Source organism: Streptomyces sp. NPDC041796, from assembly GCF_055590785.1.
The window spans coordinates 405,267-422,885 of sequence record NZ_JBVJAH010000003.1; the positions used below are offsets into that span (position 1 = coordinate 405,267).

General features: G+C 69.6%; 10 protein-coding genes. 6 read left to right on the top strand and 4 right to left on the bottom strand.

Features of this window, described 5'->3' with window-relative positions:
* Positions 1–127: 127 nt before the first annotated feature.
* From ACZ6C1_RS08050 to pglZ, 4 genes are all read left to right on the top strand, one after another.
* Positions 128–364, top strand: coding sequence for a hypothetical protein (locus ACZ6C1_RS08050; protein ID WP_469238896.1), 237 nt, complete (start codon positions 128–130; stop codon positions 362–364).
* Positions 361–591 carry a hypothetical protein gene (locus ACZ6C1_RS08055; protein ID WP_469238897.1) on the top strand — a complete coding sequence of 77 codons (231 nt, stop codon included), beginning with the start codon at positions 361–363 and terminating at the stop codon, positions 589–591. Before ACZ6C1_RS08050 ends, ACZ6C1_RS08055 begins: the two co-directional genes overlap by 4 nt.
* A gap of 216 nt (positions 592–807) precedes the next feature.
* Complete coding sequence (pglY, locus tag ACZ6C1_RS08060; RefSeq protein WP_469238898.1) at positions 808–4,710, top strand: BREX-2 system ATPase PglY; 3,903 nt, start codon at positions 808–810, stop codon at positions 4,708–4,710.
* Positions 4,707–7,604 carry a BREX-2 system phosphatase PglZ gene (gene pglZ / locus ACZ6C1_RS08065; RefSeq protein ID WP_469238899.1) on the top strand — a complete coding sequence of 966 codons (2,898 nt, stop codon included), beginning with the start codon at positions 4,707–4,709 and terminating at the stop codon, positions 7,602–7,604. Before pglY ends, pglZ begins: the two co-directional genes overlap by 4 nt.
* Before the next feature lie 9 nt (positions 7,605–7,613).
* On the opposite strand, the gene ACZ6C1_RS08070 is transcribed toward pglZ, so the two are convergent.
* Both ACZ6C1_RS08070 and ACZ6C1_RS08075 read right to left on the bottom strand, forming a co-directional pair.
* A complete protein-coding gene (locus ACZ6C1_RS08070; RefSeq protein WP_469238900.1) occupies positions 7,614–8,660 on the bottom strand; it encodes a CBS domain-containing protein in 1,047 nt (348 codons plus the stop codon).
* Positions 8,657–10,480 carry a GmrSD restriction endonuclease domain-containing protein gene (locus ACZ6C1_RS08075; protein ID WP_469238901.1) on the bottom strand — a complete coding sequence of 608 codons (1,824 nt, stop codon included), beginning with the start codon at positions 10,478–10,480 and terminating at the stop codon, positions 8,657–8,659. The genes ACZ6C1_RS08070 and ACZ6C1_RS08075 overlap by 4 nt, the downstream gene beginning before the upstream one ends.
* A 149-nt stretch (positions 10,481–10,629) precedes the next feature.
* Between ACZ6C1_RS08075 and brxD the strand changes: the two genes are divergently transcribed.
* A complete protein-coding gene (gene brxD / locus ACZ6C1_RS08080) occupies positions 10,630–11,958 on the top strand; it encodes a BREX system ATP-binding protein BrxD (protein WP_469238902.1) in 1,329 nt (442 codons plus the stop codon).
* The gene (locus ACZ6C1_RS08085) at positions 11,958–14,138 is read left to right on the top strand and encodes a DEAD/DEAH box helicase (protein WP_469238903.1); all 2,181 of its coding nucleotides are present in this window, start codon (positions 11,958–11,960) and stop codon (positions 14,136–14,138) included. Before brxD ends, ACZ6C1_RS08085 begins: the two co-directional genes overlap by 1 nt.
* A gap of 1,487 nt (positions 14,139–15,625) precedes the next feature.
* Here the strand turns inward: ACZ6C1_RS08085 and ACZ6C1_RS08090 are convergent.
* Both ACZ6C1_RS08090 and ACZ6C1_RS08095 read right to left on the bottom strand, forming a co-directional pair.
* The gene (locus ACZ6C1_RS08090; RefSeq protein WP_469238904.1) at positions 15,626–16,177 is read right to left on the bottom strand and encodes an O-acetyl-ADP-ribose deacetylase; all 552 of its coding nucleotides are present in this window, start codon (positions 16,175–16,177) and stop codon (positions 15,626–15,628) included.
* 3 nt (positions 16,178–16,180) lie between these two features.
* Positions 16,181–17,596 carry a phytoene desaturase family protein gene (locus tag ACZ6C1_RS08095; RefSeq protein WP_469238905.1) on the bottom strand — a complete coding sequence of 472 codons (1,416 nt, stop codon included), beginning with the start codon at positions 17,594–17,596 and terminating at the stop codon, positions 16,181–16,183.
* Positions 17,597–17,619: the final 23 nt, after the last annotated feature.

The window sequence follows — 17,619 nt, forward strand, 5'->3', positions numbered from 1 at the left end:
CGTCCCGCCGACGGCGCCGGCAGCCCCCTTCCGGATTCATGCTCGTAACGCCTGGACTACGCACCGTAATTCACCACGCGGGCCAAGTGCAGGCGAACCGGCAGAAAAGCGTAGGAAAGAGGCACTCATGAGCATGAACAAGGTCGGCGAGGCCCTGGCAGCGCGGGACGCCCTCGCGGCCGCCCTCACCCGCGCGGGCATCCAGCTTCCCGCGATGGACGTCCGTTCCCCCTGGCCCGACGCGGGTGACGGTGAGGATGACAGCAGGGGAGAGGCCACGTACGCCCTCGTGCACCTCGGGGTGTGCTCCGCCCCGGTGGCTCACGCGCTGGCCGACGTGATCACGAAGGGCGCCGAGCGGTGACGAACGGCGGCGGACCGCCCGCCGTCGGCACGGCCGTCCGCGACACCGACTCCGGCCGCATCGGGCTGGTGATGGGGCAGGAAGGGCCGTACGTCCAGCTCCGCCCGCTCGGCGGCGGCCGCGAGTGGGACGCCGAAGCAGCCCGTATCGAGCCCGTCGACACGGAGGAGCTGCTGCGTGCCCGGGTCGCCGAGGCCAACGCGCGCAGCCGACAGGGGCGTGGCTGAGTGCCTGGGCCTGGCCGCCCCGCGCCGGGCTCGGTGTCAGTGGCGGATGACATGCTGAGGAACAGAAGAATCAGGAGATTACGACACCACGCGGATCAACCGGCGCCGCGTGACGGAGAATGTCCTCAGCAACTCTGACCAGCACGGACAGCAACAGTCGGCGGCCCACGCGCCCAGCGCACGTACGCACGCCGTCAAGGGAGGGCGAGACACGTAATGGCCCAGCAGCCGCCCCTGCTCCGCGATGTCATCGACATCAAGGAGTCCATCTCCACCTCGGACTTCGTCCTCCGACTCTCCGATGCGACCACCCCCGAGGGGGCTGAGGCCGCGCTCAAGGATTACGTGGTCACCGAGCGGCTGCTGGAGAACTTCGACGAGGCGCTGGGCCTCATCAAGGCCGCCGTGGACGGGCGGACCTCCAAGGCGGCCTACCTCCACGGCTCGTTCGGTTCCGGTAAGTCGCACTTCATGGCGGTGCTGCACGCACTGCTGAGCGGCAGCCCGGCCGCCCGTGCCCGTACGGACTTCGACCCGGTGCTGACGAAGCACGAGTGGCTGGCGACGGACGGGAAGAAGTTCCTGCTCGTGCCGTACCACATGCTCGGGGCGAAGGCTCTGGAGCAGCGGGTTCTCGGCGGGTACGTCACGCACGTCAAGAAGCTGCACCCTGAGGCACCGACGCCGCAGGTGTACCGGACGGACTCGCTGTTCGAGGACATCCGCTCGATGCGCTCGCGGATGGGCGACCAGGCAGTGATCGGCGGGCTCACGTCCGCGGACGCTTCCGCTGCGGACGAGGACGACGAGTGGGGAGAGTCCTTCTCCTGGACTCCGGAGCTGCTCGACACGGCACTCGGCGCCGAGGAGGTCCACGAGTCCGGACAGGCCCTGAACCTCGTCAGTCCCTCAACGCCCGCCGAGCTGCGCGCACGGCTCGTGCAGGACGCGAGTACGAATCTGCTGCCCGGTTTCGCGAAGAACGCGGCCGAGGACGAGCACGGGTTCGTCTCGCTGGACGCCGGGCTGTCCGTGATCGCCGAGCACGCCAAGTCGCTGGGCTACGACGGGCTGATCCTGTTCCTGGACGAGCTGATCCTGTGGCTGGCCACACTCATCCACGACCAGAAGTTCGTCGCCCGCGAGGCCAGCAAGATCACCAACTTTGTCGAGGGCGGCGACGCCCGCCGGGCGATTCCGGTGGTGTCGTTCATCGCCCGCCAGCGCGACCTGCGTGAGCTCGTCGGCGAGGAGGTGTCGGGCGCGGCGGAGGCGTCCATCCAGGACACGCTCAACCTCGCCCAGGGCCGCTTCGACAAGATCACGCTGGAGGACCGGAACCTTCCGCAGATCGCGCACGCCCGGCTCCTCCAGCCCAAGGACGCCGAAGCCGCCGCGCTCATCAACGCCGAGTTCGAGAAGACCCGCAAGGTCCGCCAGGAGGTGTGGGACACCCTGCTCGGCTCCGATCGCGGGGCGAACGGCGTGGGTGGGGACGAGGAGAGTTTCCGCCTGACGTACCCGTTCTCGCCGGCGTTCATGGACACCCTCGTCCATGTGTCCTCCGCGCTCCAGCGCAACCGCACCGGTATGAAGCTGATGGGCCAGCTTCTCGCCGAGCACCGCGACCACCTGCGGCTGGGCGATCTGATCCCGGTCGGCGACTTGTACCCGCTGATCACCGCGGGCGGTGACAAGCCGTTCTCGGACAGCCTGAAGGTGGTCTTCGAGGCGGCGGACAAGCTGTACCGGACCAAGCTGCGCCCGTATCTCCTCGCCGCGTACAACGTGTCGGAGGAGGACGTCGAGCAGTACACGCACCGCCCGGACAGCATCACCGACCCTGATCTGCGCGGGCGGTTGAAGACGTTCGTGGGGGACAACCGGATCGTCGGCACCCTGCTGCTGTCCGCACTCGCCCCGAGCGTGCCCGCACTGTCGGACCTGACGATCCGTCGGCTCTCCGCGCTCAACTACGGGTCGGTCGTCGCCCCGATCCCGGGGCGTGAGTACGGCATCCTCAAGAACAAGGTCGCCGAGTGGGCCGGGCGTTTCCCGGAGATCAAGGAGACCGGTACCGACGCCAATCCCGGCGTACGGCTTGAGCTGTCCGGCATCGACGTCGACTCCGTCATCGCCAACGCCAACGTCAACGACAACCCGGCCAACCGGTCCACACTCGCCAAACGGCTCCTGGCGGAGGAACTGGGCGTCGACAGCAGTCAGTTGGTGGGCGAGCTGAGCTTCGTGTGGCGGGGGACCCAGCGAAGCGTCGAGGTGGTGTTCGGGAACGTCGCGGACGAGGACGAGCTGCCCGACCACGACCTGATGCCGCAGGTGGACGGCCGCTGGCGGATCGCGATCGACCTGCCCTTCGAGGAGGGCGAGTACACGCCCCGCGACGACGTTAACCGAATGCAGCGGCTGCGGGAGAGGCAGGGTGAGCCGTCCCGTACGGTCGCCTGGCTGCCCACCCATCTCTCCGCTCAGCGGTACGCCGATTTCCGCCGGCTCGTCGTGCTCGACAAGGCACTCGCCGACGAGCAGCGTTTCGACTCCCTGTACGCGGTCCATCTCAACCCGGACAACCGTGCCCGTGCCAAGGGGCTCCTGGAAACGCAGCGGGAAACGCTGCTCAAGAACGTCAAGGCGGCGTTCAAACAGGCGTACGGTCTCGCCGACAAGAAGCCGGCGGACGTGGAGCTCGGCTTCAGCGACCATCTGGAGTCGCTGCGGACGGTCGACGGGCTCACCCTGTCCTTCGGGCAGTCACTGCACGACGGGATCCGGCACATCGCGGGCAAGCTGCTCGCCGCCCAGTACCCGAGCCACCCCGAATTCGACCCGGACCTCACCGGGACGACGGTGAAGCCCGCCGACGCGAAGAAGGTGTTCGGCCACGTCCGGGCCGCGGCGGAGGCCCGCGACGGGCGTACCGAGGTACCGGCCGCCGACCGGAAGCTGATGCAGCGGCTCGCCGGACCGCTGCGGCTCGGGCAGCAGAAAGAGGCGTACTTCGAGCTGTCGCTCTACTGGGCTGACCACTTCCGGCAGCTCGCCCGCGAGCAGGGCGTCACCGGAGACCTTTCGCTGATCACGCTCATCGACTGGACCGATCGGCCCGAGCCCCGCGGCCTGCCGGACTTCCTCGCCAAGCTCGTCGTGGCGTCCTTCGCCGAGATGGACGACCGGGTGTGGGTGCGCGGCGGCATGCCGCTCGACCCGGCGCCCGAGCTGTCCCAGATCAAGGACCACGATGGGCTGCGCAGCCAGCCGCTGCCTTCCGAGGAGGACTGGGAGGCGGCCCGGGAGCGTTTCGAAACGATCTTCGGCAAAAAGGCTCCGTCGCTGCGGCGTGGGCGCATGGTGAACCATCTGGCTCGGCAGATCTCCGAGGAGGCGCGCGCCTTCCAGGAGGCGGCCGCCGAGCTCGTACGGCAGCTGGAGGCGCACGCCGGGTTCCTCCGGCTCGACGAGACCGTGGAGGTCGGCCGCCTGGCCATCGCCCGGCGGTGCGTCGACCTGCTGAAGGCTCTGACGCAAGCGTCGGGGCAGGGTGCCGCCGGGGCGAAGAAGACCGTGGAAGCGCTCGCCGGATTCGACTTCGGCCAGGTCGGCGCCGACCGCTTCGGCACGTCGATCAAGCAGGCGCGGGCGGTCGCCCAGGCGCTGGACGCCGCCTCGTGGAGCACCCTGGACCTGGCCTCGAACGAAGGCCCCGAAGGGGAAGCCCTTCTGGAGTCGCTGCGCAACGTCGCCCACAGCGATCAGCGGACCAACGATCTACGGGACGCCCTCGCCCGCACGCAGCGCGAGGTGCTGGCGCTGGTGAAGCGCAACCGGGCTGCGGCCGCGCCCACCCCGCCGCCCGCGCCCGTCACTGTCCAGCAGCCCAGCAGTGCGAAGGATGTGCCGCTCGACACGCCCACCAGCCATCCGCCCGTCTCCGAGGACACACTTCCGAAGACAGGCCCCGGCAAAGGCCGGGTGAGGCGTTCCGGCGGAGGACGCACGACCGCCGCGCGCGCCGTGGCCGAGCTCCAGGCGGAGCTGAACGAGCTCGTTGCCCTGGAGCCGGGCGCCACCATCGAAATCAGCTGGCGGGTCGTCGAGTCATGAGTGCCACGGCGATCAGTGTCGCGGTACGGCTGAACCTCGCGACCATCACCCAGTACCTGTCGTCGCAGACGTCCCTCGCCGCTTCTCTCGTCGGCCGTGACCGGCGGCGGGTGGTCCTGCTCCGCTCAGCACCCCAGTGGGACGGCCCCACCGAGCCCGTGTGGGGCGACGGCCGGACGGCGCGGATCACGGCGGCGCTCTCGCCGCTCGCTGTTCATGAGCTGATCCTGGGGCACCTCGCGGACGGGGCGACCGGTCCGGCCGTACTCGTCGTGCTGACCGATCGCGAGCAGAACGAGCTGGACCCGGCGATCCTGGCACGGGTGCACAAGCGGCGCGTCGAGGCTGTGGACACCTGGGACGTGGTCCGCGAGGCGTTCGGTGCCGAACAGATCGATCCGCGGCTCAAGGAGGTCAACTGGGCAGCGGAGGCGCTGCTCGACGCGACGCCGCCGGGGGGCTGGCCCCCGATCGCGGGCGGCATGCTGTCCCGGCGTGTGGCCCTCTCCGCGCTGGCGCTGCGGCGGCTGCGGCTCGGACGCTACGACGAGGCGTCGTCGCAGCAGCCGGGTCCCGGCCGGCCGGGCGACCATCTCGACACGCACGCCCTGCTGGGCTGGTCCCTGATCGCAGGGGGGCCCGAACGGCTGTTGGAGCTGCGGGGTCCCGAGCGGTCCGGGCTCGCCGCCTTCCTCGGCGAGGAGGACCAGGCGGGCGTGGCCGGGCGTGCGCTCCTGGCACTGGTCGAGGCCGAGCACGGGCCGGAAGCGGTCGCGTTCGGGCTGGTGTGCGCGGCTTTGTGGCTCCATGCCGAGCCGGACGCGGCCACCTACCAGGCACGGGGCCGCGCCGAGCGGTGGTTCGGTGAGCAGCCTCCGGCGGAGGGTGAACAGTTGGACGCCCTGACCTCCGCGTTCGGGAGGGCATCGGAGGAGTACGTCGGCGCTCTGCGCGCCACCGCGGCGCGCGGTGCGAGCGGTGACGCGGACGACGCCCGTGAGGCTCGTCGCGTCAGCGACACCGTCCTTGACCGGGCGGCGAAGCTCGTCCGCCAGTTCGGCGCTGAGGCCGCCGCTGCGGCGAGCCCGGTCCTTCAGGCCGGCCTGGATTCCCGGTTCACGGCCGTGGGGCGGGCCATGGCCACCGGCAGTCCGGGGCTGCTCGCGGACGCAGTGCGCGCCCTGCGCGCGCACCAGCGTGCCGACGAGGCCCAGGCTCGGGCACGTATCGAGCGGGCGCGCATGGCGCAGCGCCTCACGCAGTGGCTGGCCGGCGAGCCCACCGTCGAGTCGGGCACGGTCGCCGCCGCCGTGGAGCGCCATGTCGCCGAAACCGGCTGGGTGGACCGGGCGCTCGAACACATCGAGGCCGGCGGCGACTCCGACCCGGTTCTGAAGTCCGCGTACGACACCCTGGCCGCGCGCGTACGGGCTCGGCGACGCGAAATCGACCGCGACTTCGCCGACCGGCTGGCCGCCTGGACAGCCGCGGGGACGCCGCCGGGGTCGATGCTGACGGTGGAGACCTTCCTCGACCGGGTGGTGAAACCGTTGGTCCGGGGTGCGTCCCCCCGGCGTGTTCTGCTGATCGTCCTGGATGGCATGAGCGCCGCGATCGCCGGCGAGCTGGGGGAGGAACTGCGCTCCTCCTGGGCGGAGTTCGATCCGGTGGACGAGGGCGCACCGCGTCGGCGGGCCATGGCGGCCGCACTGCCCACGGTGACCGCGGTCTCTCGGACGTCATTGTTCGCGGGGAGGCTGACGAAGGGCTCGCAGGCGGACGAGAAGCGGTTGTTCCCCGCCCTCACCCTGTGGAGCGGGGCACCGGCCGCCGTGTTCCACAAGGACGATCTGCGGGCCGAGAGCGCTGGAGGGACGTTCGGGACCGCCCTCACAGAAGCACTCAGGGACGGGCGTACACACGTGGCCGTGGTCCTGAACGCCATCGACGACCGGCTCGACAAGGAGCAGAAGCTCGGCGACGGAGCGTGGCAGGCGGACCACATCCCCGGGCTCCTCGAACTGCTCCGCGCCGCCGCCACCGAGGGCATGGCAGTGCTGCTCACCAGCGACCACGGGCATGTGGTGGACCGGCACGGCATCAAGGTCGGGGCCGCCGTCCCGGAGTCCGCCCGCCATCGCGCCCCGGGTGGGACGCTCGGCGCGTGCGAGGTGGCGCTCTCCGGCCCGCGGGTCGTGTGGCCCGAGCCCGGCGCCTCCGTCGTCGCCCTGTGGGACGCTGACTCCCGCTACACCTCCCTCAAGGCGGGGTACCACGGAGGGGCGTCCCTGGCGGAGTTCGCCATCCCCGTCCTGGCCTTCCTGCCCTTCGGCGCGGAACCTCCCAGGGAGTGGCGGGAGCTTGGTGATCAGCGGCCGGCCTGGTGGCTCCTGGAGGAGCAGCCGCCCCTCGTCCCCGCCGCGGCACAGACAGATGTGGCACCGCCTGCGGCAAGGAAGCCGGTCCGGCAGAAGCCCACGAAGACGCAGGTGGACCTGGCGGAGACACATGACGCGCTCTTCGACGTCGCCGTCGTGCCGGCGGGTGAGGACGACGCGACACTCGTCGCTCCCGCGCTGGTGACACCGGACGACGCGCTGGTCGACCGGCTGTTCGCTTCGGAGGCGTTCCAGGACCAGGTCGGCCTGCTGGCACGCAAGCCTCCGATGGACAAGGTGGAGAAGGCGGTCCACGCCCTGCTGGACGCGGGGGGAACCCTCCCGGTGACCGCGGTGGCGCAGCGCGTCGACTACCCGGCCACCAGGGCGGACGGCTTCGCCGCGGTGCTGCGCCAGCTCCTTAACTACGACGGGGTGCAGGTCCTGGAGACCTTGCCGGACGGGCGGACGCTGCGCCTCGACAGAAGCCTGTTGCGGTTGCAGTTCGGTCTGTGACGTCGTCGTTCAGCTGACGTAGTCACGCAGGAGTGTGGTGAAAGCGGTCAGCTCCCGCATCGACTCGGGCGGGAGCGGCTCCGCATCGAAGTGTGCGATCCGGTTCCGGATGGTCTGGACCCGTTCCAGATGGCGGATGAACTGGGCCCTGTCCAAGAACTCACATTGGAGAGCGGCCCAGTTCACATCCGCCTGCTGAGCCATGGCGGGCTTGCTCTGCTCTCCGTCGATCAGCCGCACATAGTCACCGAAGCTCAGGTCTTCCACCTTGCCCGATCGGTCTTCGGCCTTCCTCCTGTTCTGCACCACCTTGATCGCGTCCTCCGTGAGCCTGGCCCCGAGCCACCGGCGCAGGAGCGACTCGATCTCTCCGAGAAGGAAGAAGGGCCGGGCCGCGGCCTCGAACCGGTGCACGACGTGCGCGGGCGTCACGATTCCGGACAAGCTTCCGTCCTCACCCCGTACCAGGAGATAGCCGTGTTCCATCAGCATCGGCAGGCAGGCGAAGAACTCCTGCCGGGCGTCGGCCACCGGCAAGGAGTCCTGCTGCATGGCGTTCTCGAGGGTCGGTTCCTTGTCCCGCTCATACATGAGAGCCAGGGAACGCCATGTGATGACGCCGTGCAGTGTCGTCATGCCCGTGGTGACGGGAATCTGCGCATAGCCGCGGTGGCGCATCAGATAGGTCGCCTGGGACAGCTCCGCGGAGGCGGAGACGCACCGCACCCCGCCGCGCGCGGACGGCAGATCGCCGATCCGGAGCCGCTGCGGAAGGGCGGCCGATGGGAGCGGTTCGCTGTCCCCGGCATCATCCTCGTCCGCGCCGCGCTGGGACTGTGTCGTCGTGGCTAGCGCGACGATCTGCACACGATCCTTCGGGCCGCAGTTCGCGAAGTCCGGGAGTGTGGCGAGTCCCGCGTCGGCCAGGGCCTGCTCGATGTCGTGGACGTTCCACGGTCGGCGTACCCGTACACCGAAGAGGTCCAGGAACTCCTCCAGCGGCACCTCCGTGCCCTTGAGTGCAAGAAGCTCCCCTGCGCTGGGCTTCGGCTTCACCGGACCGCCTTGTCGTCCGTCGCGTCACGCAGGATCGTCCGCTTGCCCATGGCCGCGTACACCATGTCCTCGAGCTGCTTGGCCCGTGACGCGTAGAACGCTTCGTAGTCGTTGGTACGGAGGAAATGCGGGTCGATCAGATGCGTCGCGACGACGTCGTCGAACCACTCACGGCGCAAGTCCGAGGCAGCGGCCAGGGAATCCAGATAGGACCCGGGTGGGCCGGTGAGAGCCTGAGCGGCGCGCAGCGAGAGCGGAGTCTTGTTGACGATGGAGTTGGCGGGAAAGCCGTCCGCTCCCGCACGACGTCGTCGTACCCAGCCCTGCGGGAAGATCTGGCGGATGTCGACCCCGTACTCGTCCATGACGCTCGGCTTCAGCGGGGCGTCCGTGTAGTGCCAGTCCACGGCTCCCTGCTTGATGAGCAGGGCGTAGATCCCCTTGTAGGCGGCACTGTGCCGCGTCGTGAGCGTATCCAGCCGCTCCGGGAAGAAGTAGGCGTCGGTGACGGTCTCGGGGGGCACCCCCTCGCGCCGGATCCATGCCACGAGCTGCTCGACGTCTCGCGTGAAGCGGCTCTCGGTGGACCCTCCGTACATCTCACCGAGTACGCCGCACCAGTACCACTGCGTGATCATGTCTTCCGCGCCGAGCGTGTCGGTCTTGTCGCCGAGAATGGCCCTGACCGCGGCGAGCGGTACGAGCTGGGTGCGATAGGGCAGCTCGGCGGCGCGCACGATGCACTGCTTCTCCAGGAACGCCCCGACCCATCCGAACGCCTCCGCCAGCCGGGGAGCCAGCGACTCGAAGTCAGCGAGCGGCAGTTCAAGGAGGTCTCGACGCTTGCAGGAGACACCGGCGCCGAGTCCCTCCTGCTTGCGCGACCATGTCCGCACGAGCGCGACGGCTTGCAGGAAGTCACTGCTGCTCAACCCGTCGTCAATGCCCGCTTCGAGGCGTCCGAACACGGGATAGCGGCCCGCCAGCCCCTCCTTGACCGCGGACCAGACCCGTGGCAGTTGGTAGTAGTCCCCCGTCCGCTCCCTATAGGCACGGTCGCCGGCGTACGTGGCTGTCAGCAGTTCGAAGACGTTGAGAGGCACCCCACCCGTGTTGACTCGTTCGAAGACAGCGCACACGGCGTCCATGGACGTGGAAGCGGCCAGCTTGATCATGGGCACCTGGAAGGAGCGCACATGCTCGAGAACCTGCTCCTCGAAGCGGCTCCACCGGTCGAAGTGACCGTCATCGACCTTTTCGTACGCCCGTCGCCAGGCGTTCACCTTCGCGGTGTCGAACACGATCCGCAAAGGGAAGAGGCCGGCGGCGCATTCACCTTCGGTGCTGGTCAGGTCATGTACGACATCGCGCGCGAAGTTGGCCCGCAGGACCTTGTCCTCGGGTACGGACACAATGGCCTCGTCACGGTCCACGGGCGAACCGATGGCCTTCTCGATGTCCACGTAGTACCAGCGCCTGACAGGATTCCCACGTGCGTCGTCGGTCTCCACGGGGCTGTCCTGGAACAGGGCCTGGAACAGAGAGGTGAGGCGCTGCTGCCCATCGAGGAGCAACAGACTGGGCACCGAGGTCTCCGCAACCTGCGCACCGGTGAGGGCGCGGGCGCGAAACGGCGAGTCACCGCCGGTTTCCAGGGTCATGACCACGCCCATGGGGTAGTCGAGCGTCACCGTCGCCACAATGGCGCGAATTCGATCGTCGTCCCACTTCCAGTCCCGCTGGAAGTCGGGCAGCTGGAGAGCCCCGGACGCCACATCGGCCAGGAGCGCCTTGAGCTTCACATTGTCGAGTCCTGCCACGTGCCCGTACCCCACCCTCACCGTTCTGCGCGCTGTTCGCGCGGGCAGCGATTAGACCAACGGGGCAACAGGGCAGTCAACGGAGCTACCGAGGCACCATTCGACTTCAGCCAACCACCGGGCCTCTCCTCGATGGGACACTGGTGGACGTGAGTACCGCTGATGCGTCCCGTTCCTCTCATGCCAGCGCGGCGCGCCGCCGCGCGGTGATCGACGCCCTGCGTCGTGGAGCCGTCCCGGAGAGCGGGCTGGATCTCCTCGCCACCGGCCTCGACAGGTTCGAGTCCGCCCTCGACGCCGAGCTGGACACCGTCGCTTCGGGCGGGTCGGTGTTCAAAGCGGTGCGCGGGGAGTACGGGTCGGGCAAGACGTTCTTCACCCGCTGGCTGGGTGAGCGGGCCAAGCGGCTCGGGTTCGCCGTGGCCGAGGTGCAGATCTCGGAGACCGAGACGCCCCTGCACAAGCTGGAGACCGTCTACCGACGTCTGACCGAGCGGCTTGCCACGACGAGCTTTCCGCCCAGTGCGCTGCGGCCGGTCGTGGACGCCTGGTTCTACGCACTCGAGGAGGACGCTCTCGCGGCCGGGGCGAACGAGGACGACCTGGCGGATGAGGTCGAGAAGCTGCTGACCGCGCGGCTCGCCGAGGTGTCACGGCATGCCCCGTCCTTCGCGGCGGCGCTGCGTGGCTACCGTTCGGCGCTCACCACCGGCGATGAGGCGACGGCTGCGGCGGTCTTGGCATGGCTGGGCGGCCAGCCGCACGTGGCCGCGGCGGCCCGCCGGTCCGCCGGCGTCCGCGGCGATCTGGACCACTTCGGAGCCCTCGGCTTCCTGCAGGGACTGCTGACCGTGCTGCGCGATTCGGGACACCGGGGGCTCTTCGTCGTCCTCGATGAGGTGGAGACCCTTCAGCGCGTACGGTCCGACGCCCGAGACAAGGCGCTCAACGCGATTCGGCAGCTCATCGACGAGGTCCACTCGGGACGCTTCCCCGGCCTCTATCTCGTCATCACCGGGACTCCCGCGTTCTACGACGGCCAGCAGGGGGTGCAGCGACTCGCGCCGCTCGCGCAGCGTCTGGCCACTGACTTCACCACCGATCCTCGGTTCGACAATCCGCGCGCTGTCCAGCTGCGGTTGCCCGGCTTCACCCATCAGTCACTGGTGGACCTCGGGGTGACCATCCGGGACCTGTACGCGGCGGGTGCCGACTCCGCCGACCGCGTCACCTCGCTCGCGGATGACGCGTACGTCGCCGACCTCGCACGTGCGGTCGGTGGTGCGCTGGGCGGCAAGACGGGTGTCGCCCCACGGCTGTTCCTGAAGAAACTGGTCGGTGACGTGCTCGACCGTATCGATCAGTTCGTGGACTTCGATCCCCGGCAGCACTACCGGCTGACAGTGACATCCAGCGAGCTGACGGATGTGGAGCGGAATCTGGTGGCATCGGCCGACGACATCGAACTGGACGTGTGATGGCCGAGCTCGCCGACGAGAACGGCGCCGGACCGCACCGCAGTACCGCAGACCCGGTCGACCGGCTGGACCCGGTCGTGGTTCACCACGTGGTGAACACTCTCGGCTGGCCGGACCTACGACCGCTGCAACGTGCCGCGATCAACCCGCTCATGGACGGTGAGGACGCGCTCTTGCTCGCCCCGACGGCGGGCGGAAAGACCGAAGCCGCCTGCCTACCGCTGCTGTCCGCCATGTCCCGGCAGCGGTGGACGGGAACCTCCGTGCTCTATCTGTGTCCCCTCAAGGCGCTGCTGAACAATCTCGCACCGCGCATCGACGCCTACGCCCAGTGGCTCGGCCGGAGAGCCGCCCTGTGGCACGGGGACACGAAGGAATCGCAGCGGCAGCGCGTGCGCACCGACTCCCCGGACATCCTGCTCACCACACCGGAGTCCCTGGAAGCCATGTTGATCGGTGTGAAGACCGACCATGCGCACCTGCTCGGCAGCGTCCGTGCCGTCGTCGTGGACGAAGTACATGCTTTCGCGGGCGACGACCGCGGCTGGCACCTCCTGGCGGTGCTGGAGCGACTGGAACAAGTCGTGGGCCGCCCCATCCAGCGGGTCGGCCTGTCCGCGACCGTCGGCAATCCCCAGGACTTGCTCACATGGCTGCAGGGATCCGGAGCCGGGACACGAACAGGCAGCGTCGTCGCTCCGGATCTCGCTACTGACATACCGGTGAGCTCACGTCCGGCGGGTGAGGTGGAGCTGGACTACGTCGGTTCTCTCGACAACGCCGCGAAGGTGCTCGCCACCCTTCACCGGGGCGAGAAGCGGCTGGTCTTCTGTGACTCGCGGCGGCAGGTGGAGCAGTTGGGGGCGGCGCTGCGGGCGCGTGAGGTCACGGTGTTCCTGTCGCACGCCTCGCTGTCGGCCGAAGAGCGGGCCAGGTCGGAGCAGGCGTTCGCGGAGGCACGCGACTGTGTCATCGTAGCCACCTCCACGCTGGAATTGGGCATCGACGTGGGCGACCTTGACCGCGTCATCCAGATCGACGCACCGGGCTCCGTCGCTTCGTTCCTGCAACGCATCGGGCGTACGGGACGGCGCCCCGGAAGCACTCGCAATTGCCTGTTCCTCGCAACCCGCAAGGACGCCCTGCTGCAAGCGGCGGCGCTCCTCCTGCTCTGGGGCCGCGGCTGGGTCGAACCGGTCACAGCGCCACCTGAGCCACGCCATCTCGTGGCACAGCAGCTACTGGCGGCCACTCTGCAACAGCGGACAATCGGGGACCATCTGTGGTCGGAGCAGTGGAACAGCCTCGCCCCCTTCGACCGTTCGGCGGCTCCCATCCTGCGTCACCTGGTGAGCGAGGGTTTCCTCGACGAGGACGGCGGACTGCTGTTCATCGGCCCCGAGGCCGAACGCCGTTTCGGACGACGCCACTTCATCGAACTGACCGCCTCGTTCACCGCGCCCCCCCAGTTCACCGTCCTCTCGGGGCGCACGGAGATCGGGCAGATGGACCCTTCCGTGCTGACCGAGGAGCGGCCGGGTCCACGCCGTTTGCTGCTCGGCGGACGCAGCTGGCAGGTGGCGTTCATCGACTGGGGACGCAAACGGGCCTTCGTCGAACCGGTCGACGGCGGCGGCGTCGCCAAGTGGACCAGCGGCAGTGCGCTTGCCGGCCTGTCCTACGCGCTGACCCGGGCGATGCGTGAGGTTCTGCTCGGTGCCACGCCTCCGGTGTCGCTGACCCGCCGGGCCGAGGCGTGCCTCGGAGAGTGGCGGGACGAGGAAGCACCCCATGTAGTCCACCCGGGCGGCACGCTGATCACTCGGCTGGGCAACGACGTGCGCTGGTGGACCTGGGCCGGGTATCGCGCGAACGCGACACTCGCGGCGAGCCTTCCGTCGATCGCCGATCCCGTCCAGCGGCCAACGGATTGTTTTGTCCGGCTGCGGGAGGACCTGACCCCCGAAAGGTGGCAGGCTGCGCGTGAGGCCACAGACAAGGGCAACGCTCTCGTGCTGCCGGACGTCGATCCCCGTGCGGTGCACGGACTGAAGTTCTCCGCAGCACTGCCACTGCGACTGGCCGTAGCAACCGTCGCCGCGCGGCTCGCTGACTTCGAAGGGGCGCGAGCGGCTCTGGCCGAGCCGGTACGTATCCACAATGTGCAGCCTCGCCATTGAAGGACGTCCGCGAGGCAGTCGCAGCCTCCGGTCGACGGCGTGTCCGCACAGGACACCCGCCCTCCTGTGGCTGTCGGTGTGGCGGTACTTGTCTCCGGCCGACTACGCCAGTTCAGTCTCGGGCCAGGCAGCAAACGACGTACGTCATATGCTGAGTGTTGCCGAACCAGAGCCACTGGGTGTGGTTGCCCGTACCCCTGCTCCGTGAGCGGACCATTGGCGCAGTCGTACGGCCACTGCTCCCCGTCTCCGGCACCCGGTCCCCGATATGCAGCCAAGTCAAGAATCCGTCGCGCCGCCCTGCGGTTGGCCTCAACCCGGTCGCCCCCGAGCAGGCGCACCGGAGAGAACGAAGGGCCGGTCAGTGGCGTCACGGAGAGGGCCCCAGGCCGGGCCTCCGCTGCTGCAACAGTCGCCGAGCGTCCGCGATCTGTGCCGCGCCCGCCAGCCGCGCCACCGTTCTCCTCCCACACCCCCTTCGATCGCGCTCGCGCTCCTCGTCGCCATCGGCCACGGCTCATTCCGCCCGTCGTGCAATCGCCTCATTCAGGGCACATGCCAGCTCCGTCTGATCCGCGACGCCGCTGGTGCGCCTACTGGTGATCAATTCCAGAAGGTGTCAGCGGAGACGAGTACGAGGGTGTCCAACCCTGACCACCACACTCGTGACGTGGGGCAAGGGGGCAGCCCGAGCGGCCTATGGGCGCTTCCCGCCCTGGTCGTGGGCGCCTTCACTAACGTGCCGGTCGTGCTGGCGGTGGCTGAGTCTGCCGCTGGCCCGGTGGGCCGTGCACCGGCAGCACCGGCGCAGTACGGGACGGCACGCCTGGCCGCCCCTGTACACGGCCTGACGGGACCACGGGCTTCCGATTGAACCGGCCAGGTATTCGCCGATACCTCGGTCAGGCCCCGGCTCGCAAGCACGTCCGCGCGCGTCGCCGCCCACCGCGGCCAACGTCAAGAAGACAGCGGTCAGTCCTCCGGGCCAATGGCGACATATCCTCCAGCGGGGAGATCGAGCTCACGCTCACCGTCAGCCGCGTCGCCAAGCAGGCCCCTTCGCGGCCGACGGCAGAACGCATGCCGCTTACGTTGCGAACAGCCACTACCCCGGCGCCGGCCCAGAGCCTGCCGCCTCTTCGTCGTCCCCGAACTCCGGCGTTGACCTCACGGGAGCATGACGACCAGCACGGCACCCGCGGCCCATGTCCCTGCCGTGCCGCTCGGCCTGCGCCCCACCTGCCATCCCATCAGAACGAGCGTCATTCCAGCGTCGAGGTACCGCCCCGTGCCGCCCATAACACACAATCGAAAACCGCAGGTCAAGGCGGTTTGCGTCAGGTTCAGGGAGCGCGACGCACTCCACATGAAGGGGTTGCCACCAGGTCGAGGCGGTGATCTCTCTGTTTCTCCGCGTGTCCGACAGGTTGAAAATCAACCGACACAGTGAGGGCGACATCTCCTTCCGGTGTCGCCACGCGGTGCAGTCATGGGGACTCGGGCGAGATGGGTGCCCCACCACCATGTTGAGGCTGGCGGACTTTCTCGGCGAACGCCTCGTACGCCCGCTCGTCGAAGAGGACGAACCTGACCTCCTCCACCGACGTCCTCGCGGCCCGGACGGCCTGCGTGGCGATGCGCGCGGCGTCGTCCATGGGCCAGTGGTAGACCCCTGTGGAGATCGCGGGGAAGGCGACCGTCCGCGCGCCCAGTTCGTCGGCGACGCGGAGGGATTCGCGGTAGCAGGAGGCGAGGAGGGCCGAGCGGTCCTCCTCGGCCGAGTGCACCGGGCCGACGGTGTGGATGACCCAGCGGGCGTTCAGACGGCCGGCGGTGGTGGCGACGGCCCGGCCGGTGGGCAGGCCGCGGCCGTAGTGGGAGGCGCGGAGCTCGCGGCAGTCGGCGAGGATGCCGGGGCCGCCCTTGCGGTGGATGGCGCCGTCGACTCCTCCGCCGCCGAGGAGGGAGGAGTTGGCCGCGTTGACGATGGCGTCGACGTGCTGCTCGGTGATGTCTCCGCGTACGAGGGTGATACGCAACTGTCAGCTCCTTCGCAGGTGGCGCCAGACCGCCTTCGCCGCGTTGTGGCCCGACATGCCGTGGACGCCGGGGCCGGGCGGGGTCGCGGAGGAGCAGAGGAAGACGGCCGGGTGCGGGGTGTTGTAGGGGGAGAGGGAGAGCCGGGGGCGCAGCAGCAGTTGGAGGCCTCTCGCGGCGCCGCAGGCGATGTCGCCGCCGACGTAGTTGGCGTTGCGCGCGGCGAGTTGGGGCGGGCCCGCGGTGGCGCGGGCGAGGACGAGGTCGCGGAAGCCGGGGGCGAACCGCTCGATCTGCCGCTCGACGGCGTCGGTGAGGTCGCCCTCCCAGGCGTGCGGGACGTGGCCGTAGGCCCAGAAGACGTGTTTGCCCTCGGGCGCGCGGGAGGGGTCGACGAGGCTGGGCTGGGCGGTGATCAGGAACGGGGTGCGGGGGGCCGTGCCTCCGGACGCCTGGTCCAGTGCGGTGCCGATCTCATGGCTGCTGGGGCCGATTTGGACGGTGCCGGCCCGGCGTGGCGCGTCGGCCGTCCAGGGGACGGGGCCGTCCAGCGCATAGTCGATCTTGTAGACGGAGGCGCCGTAGCGGTAGCGGTCGTAGAACCGGCCGAAGCCGGCGATGCGGGCCAGCGCGGTCGGTGAGGTGTCGAAGACGTACGCCCGGGCGGGCGGCAGGTCGTCGAGCCGCTTGACCTCGTAGGAGGTGTGGACGCTGCCGCCGAGGTCCTTCACGTACGCGGCCAGGGCGTCGGAGATGGACTGGGACCCGCCGCGTGGGAGGGGCCAGCCGTTGGCGTGGGCGGCGAGCGCGAAGACGAGCCCGATGGCGCCGGTGGCCAGGCCGCCGAGCGGGGCGATGACATGGGCGACGAGCCCGGCGAACAGGGCGCGGGCCCTGTCGTCGCGGAAGCGCCGCATCAGCCAGGTGGAGGGCGGCAGGCCGTCGATGCCGAAGCGGGCGAGGGTGACCGGGTCGCGCGGGAGGGCCGTCAGGGGCAGGGACATGAAGTCGCGGGCGAGGGTGTCCCACTTGCCGAGGTAGGGCGCGACGAGGCGGCGGTAGGTGCCCGCGTCCCGGGGCCCGAAGGAGGCGGCCGTCTCGGAGACGGAGCGGGACAGGACGGCGGCCGTGCCGTCGTCGAACGGGTGCGCCATCGGCAGCTCGGTGTGCAGCCACTCCAGGCCGTACCGGTCGAGCGGCATGGCCTTGAAGGCGGGCGACCCCACGCCCAGCGGGTGCACGGCGGAGCACGGGTCGTGCCGGAAGCCGGGCAGCGTGAGCTCCTCGGTCCGGGCCCCGCCGCCGACCGTGTCGAGGGCTTCGAACACGGCCACGGAGAATCCGCGGCGGGCCAGTTCGGCGGCAGCCGTCAGTCCGTTGGGCCCCGCTCCCACGACGACGGCATCGAGCATCGACGGCACCTTGGGACTCCTTCGTCAGCCGA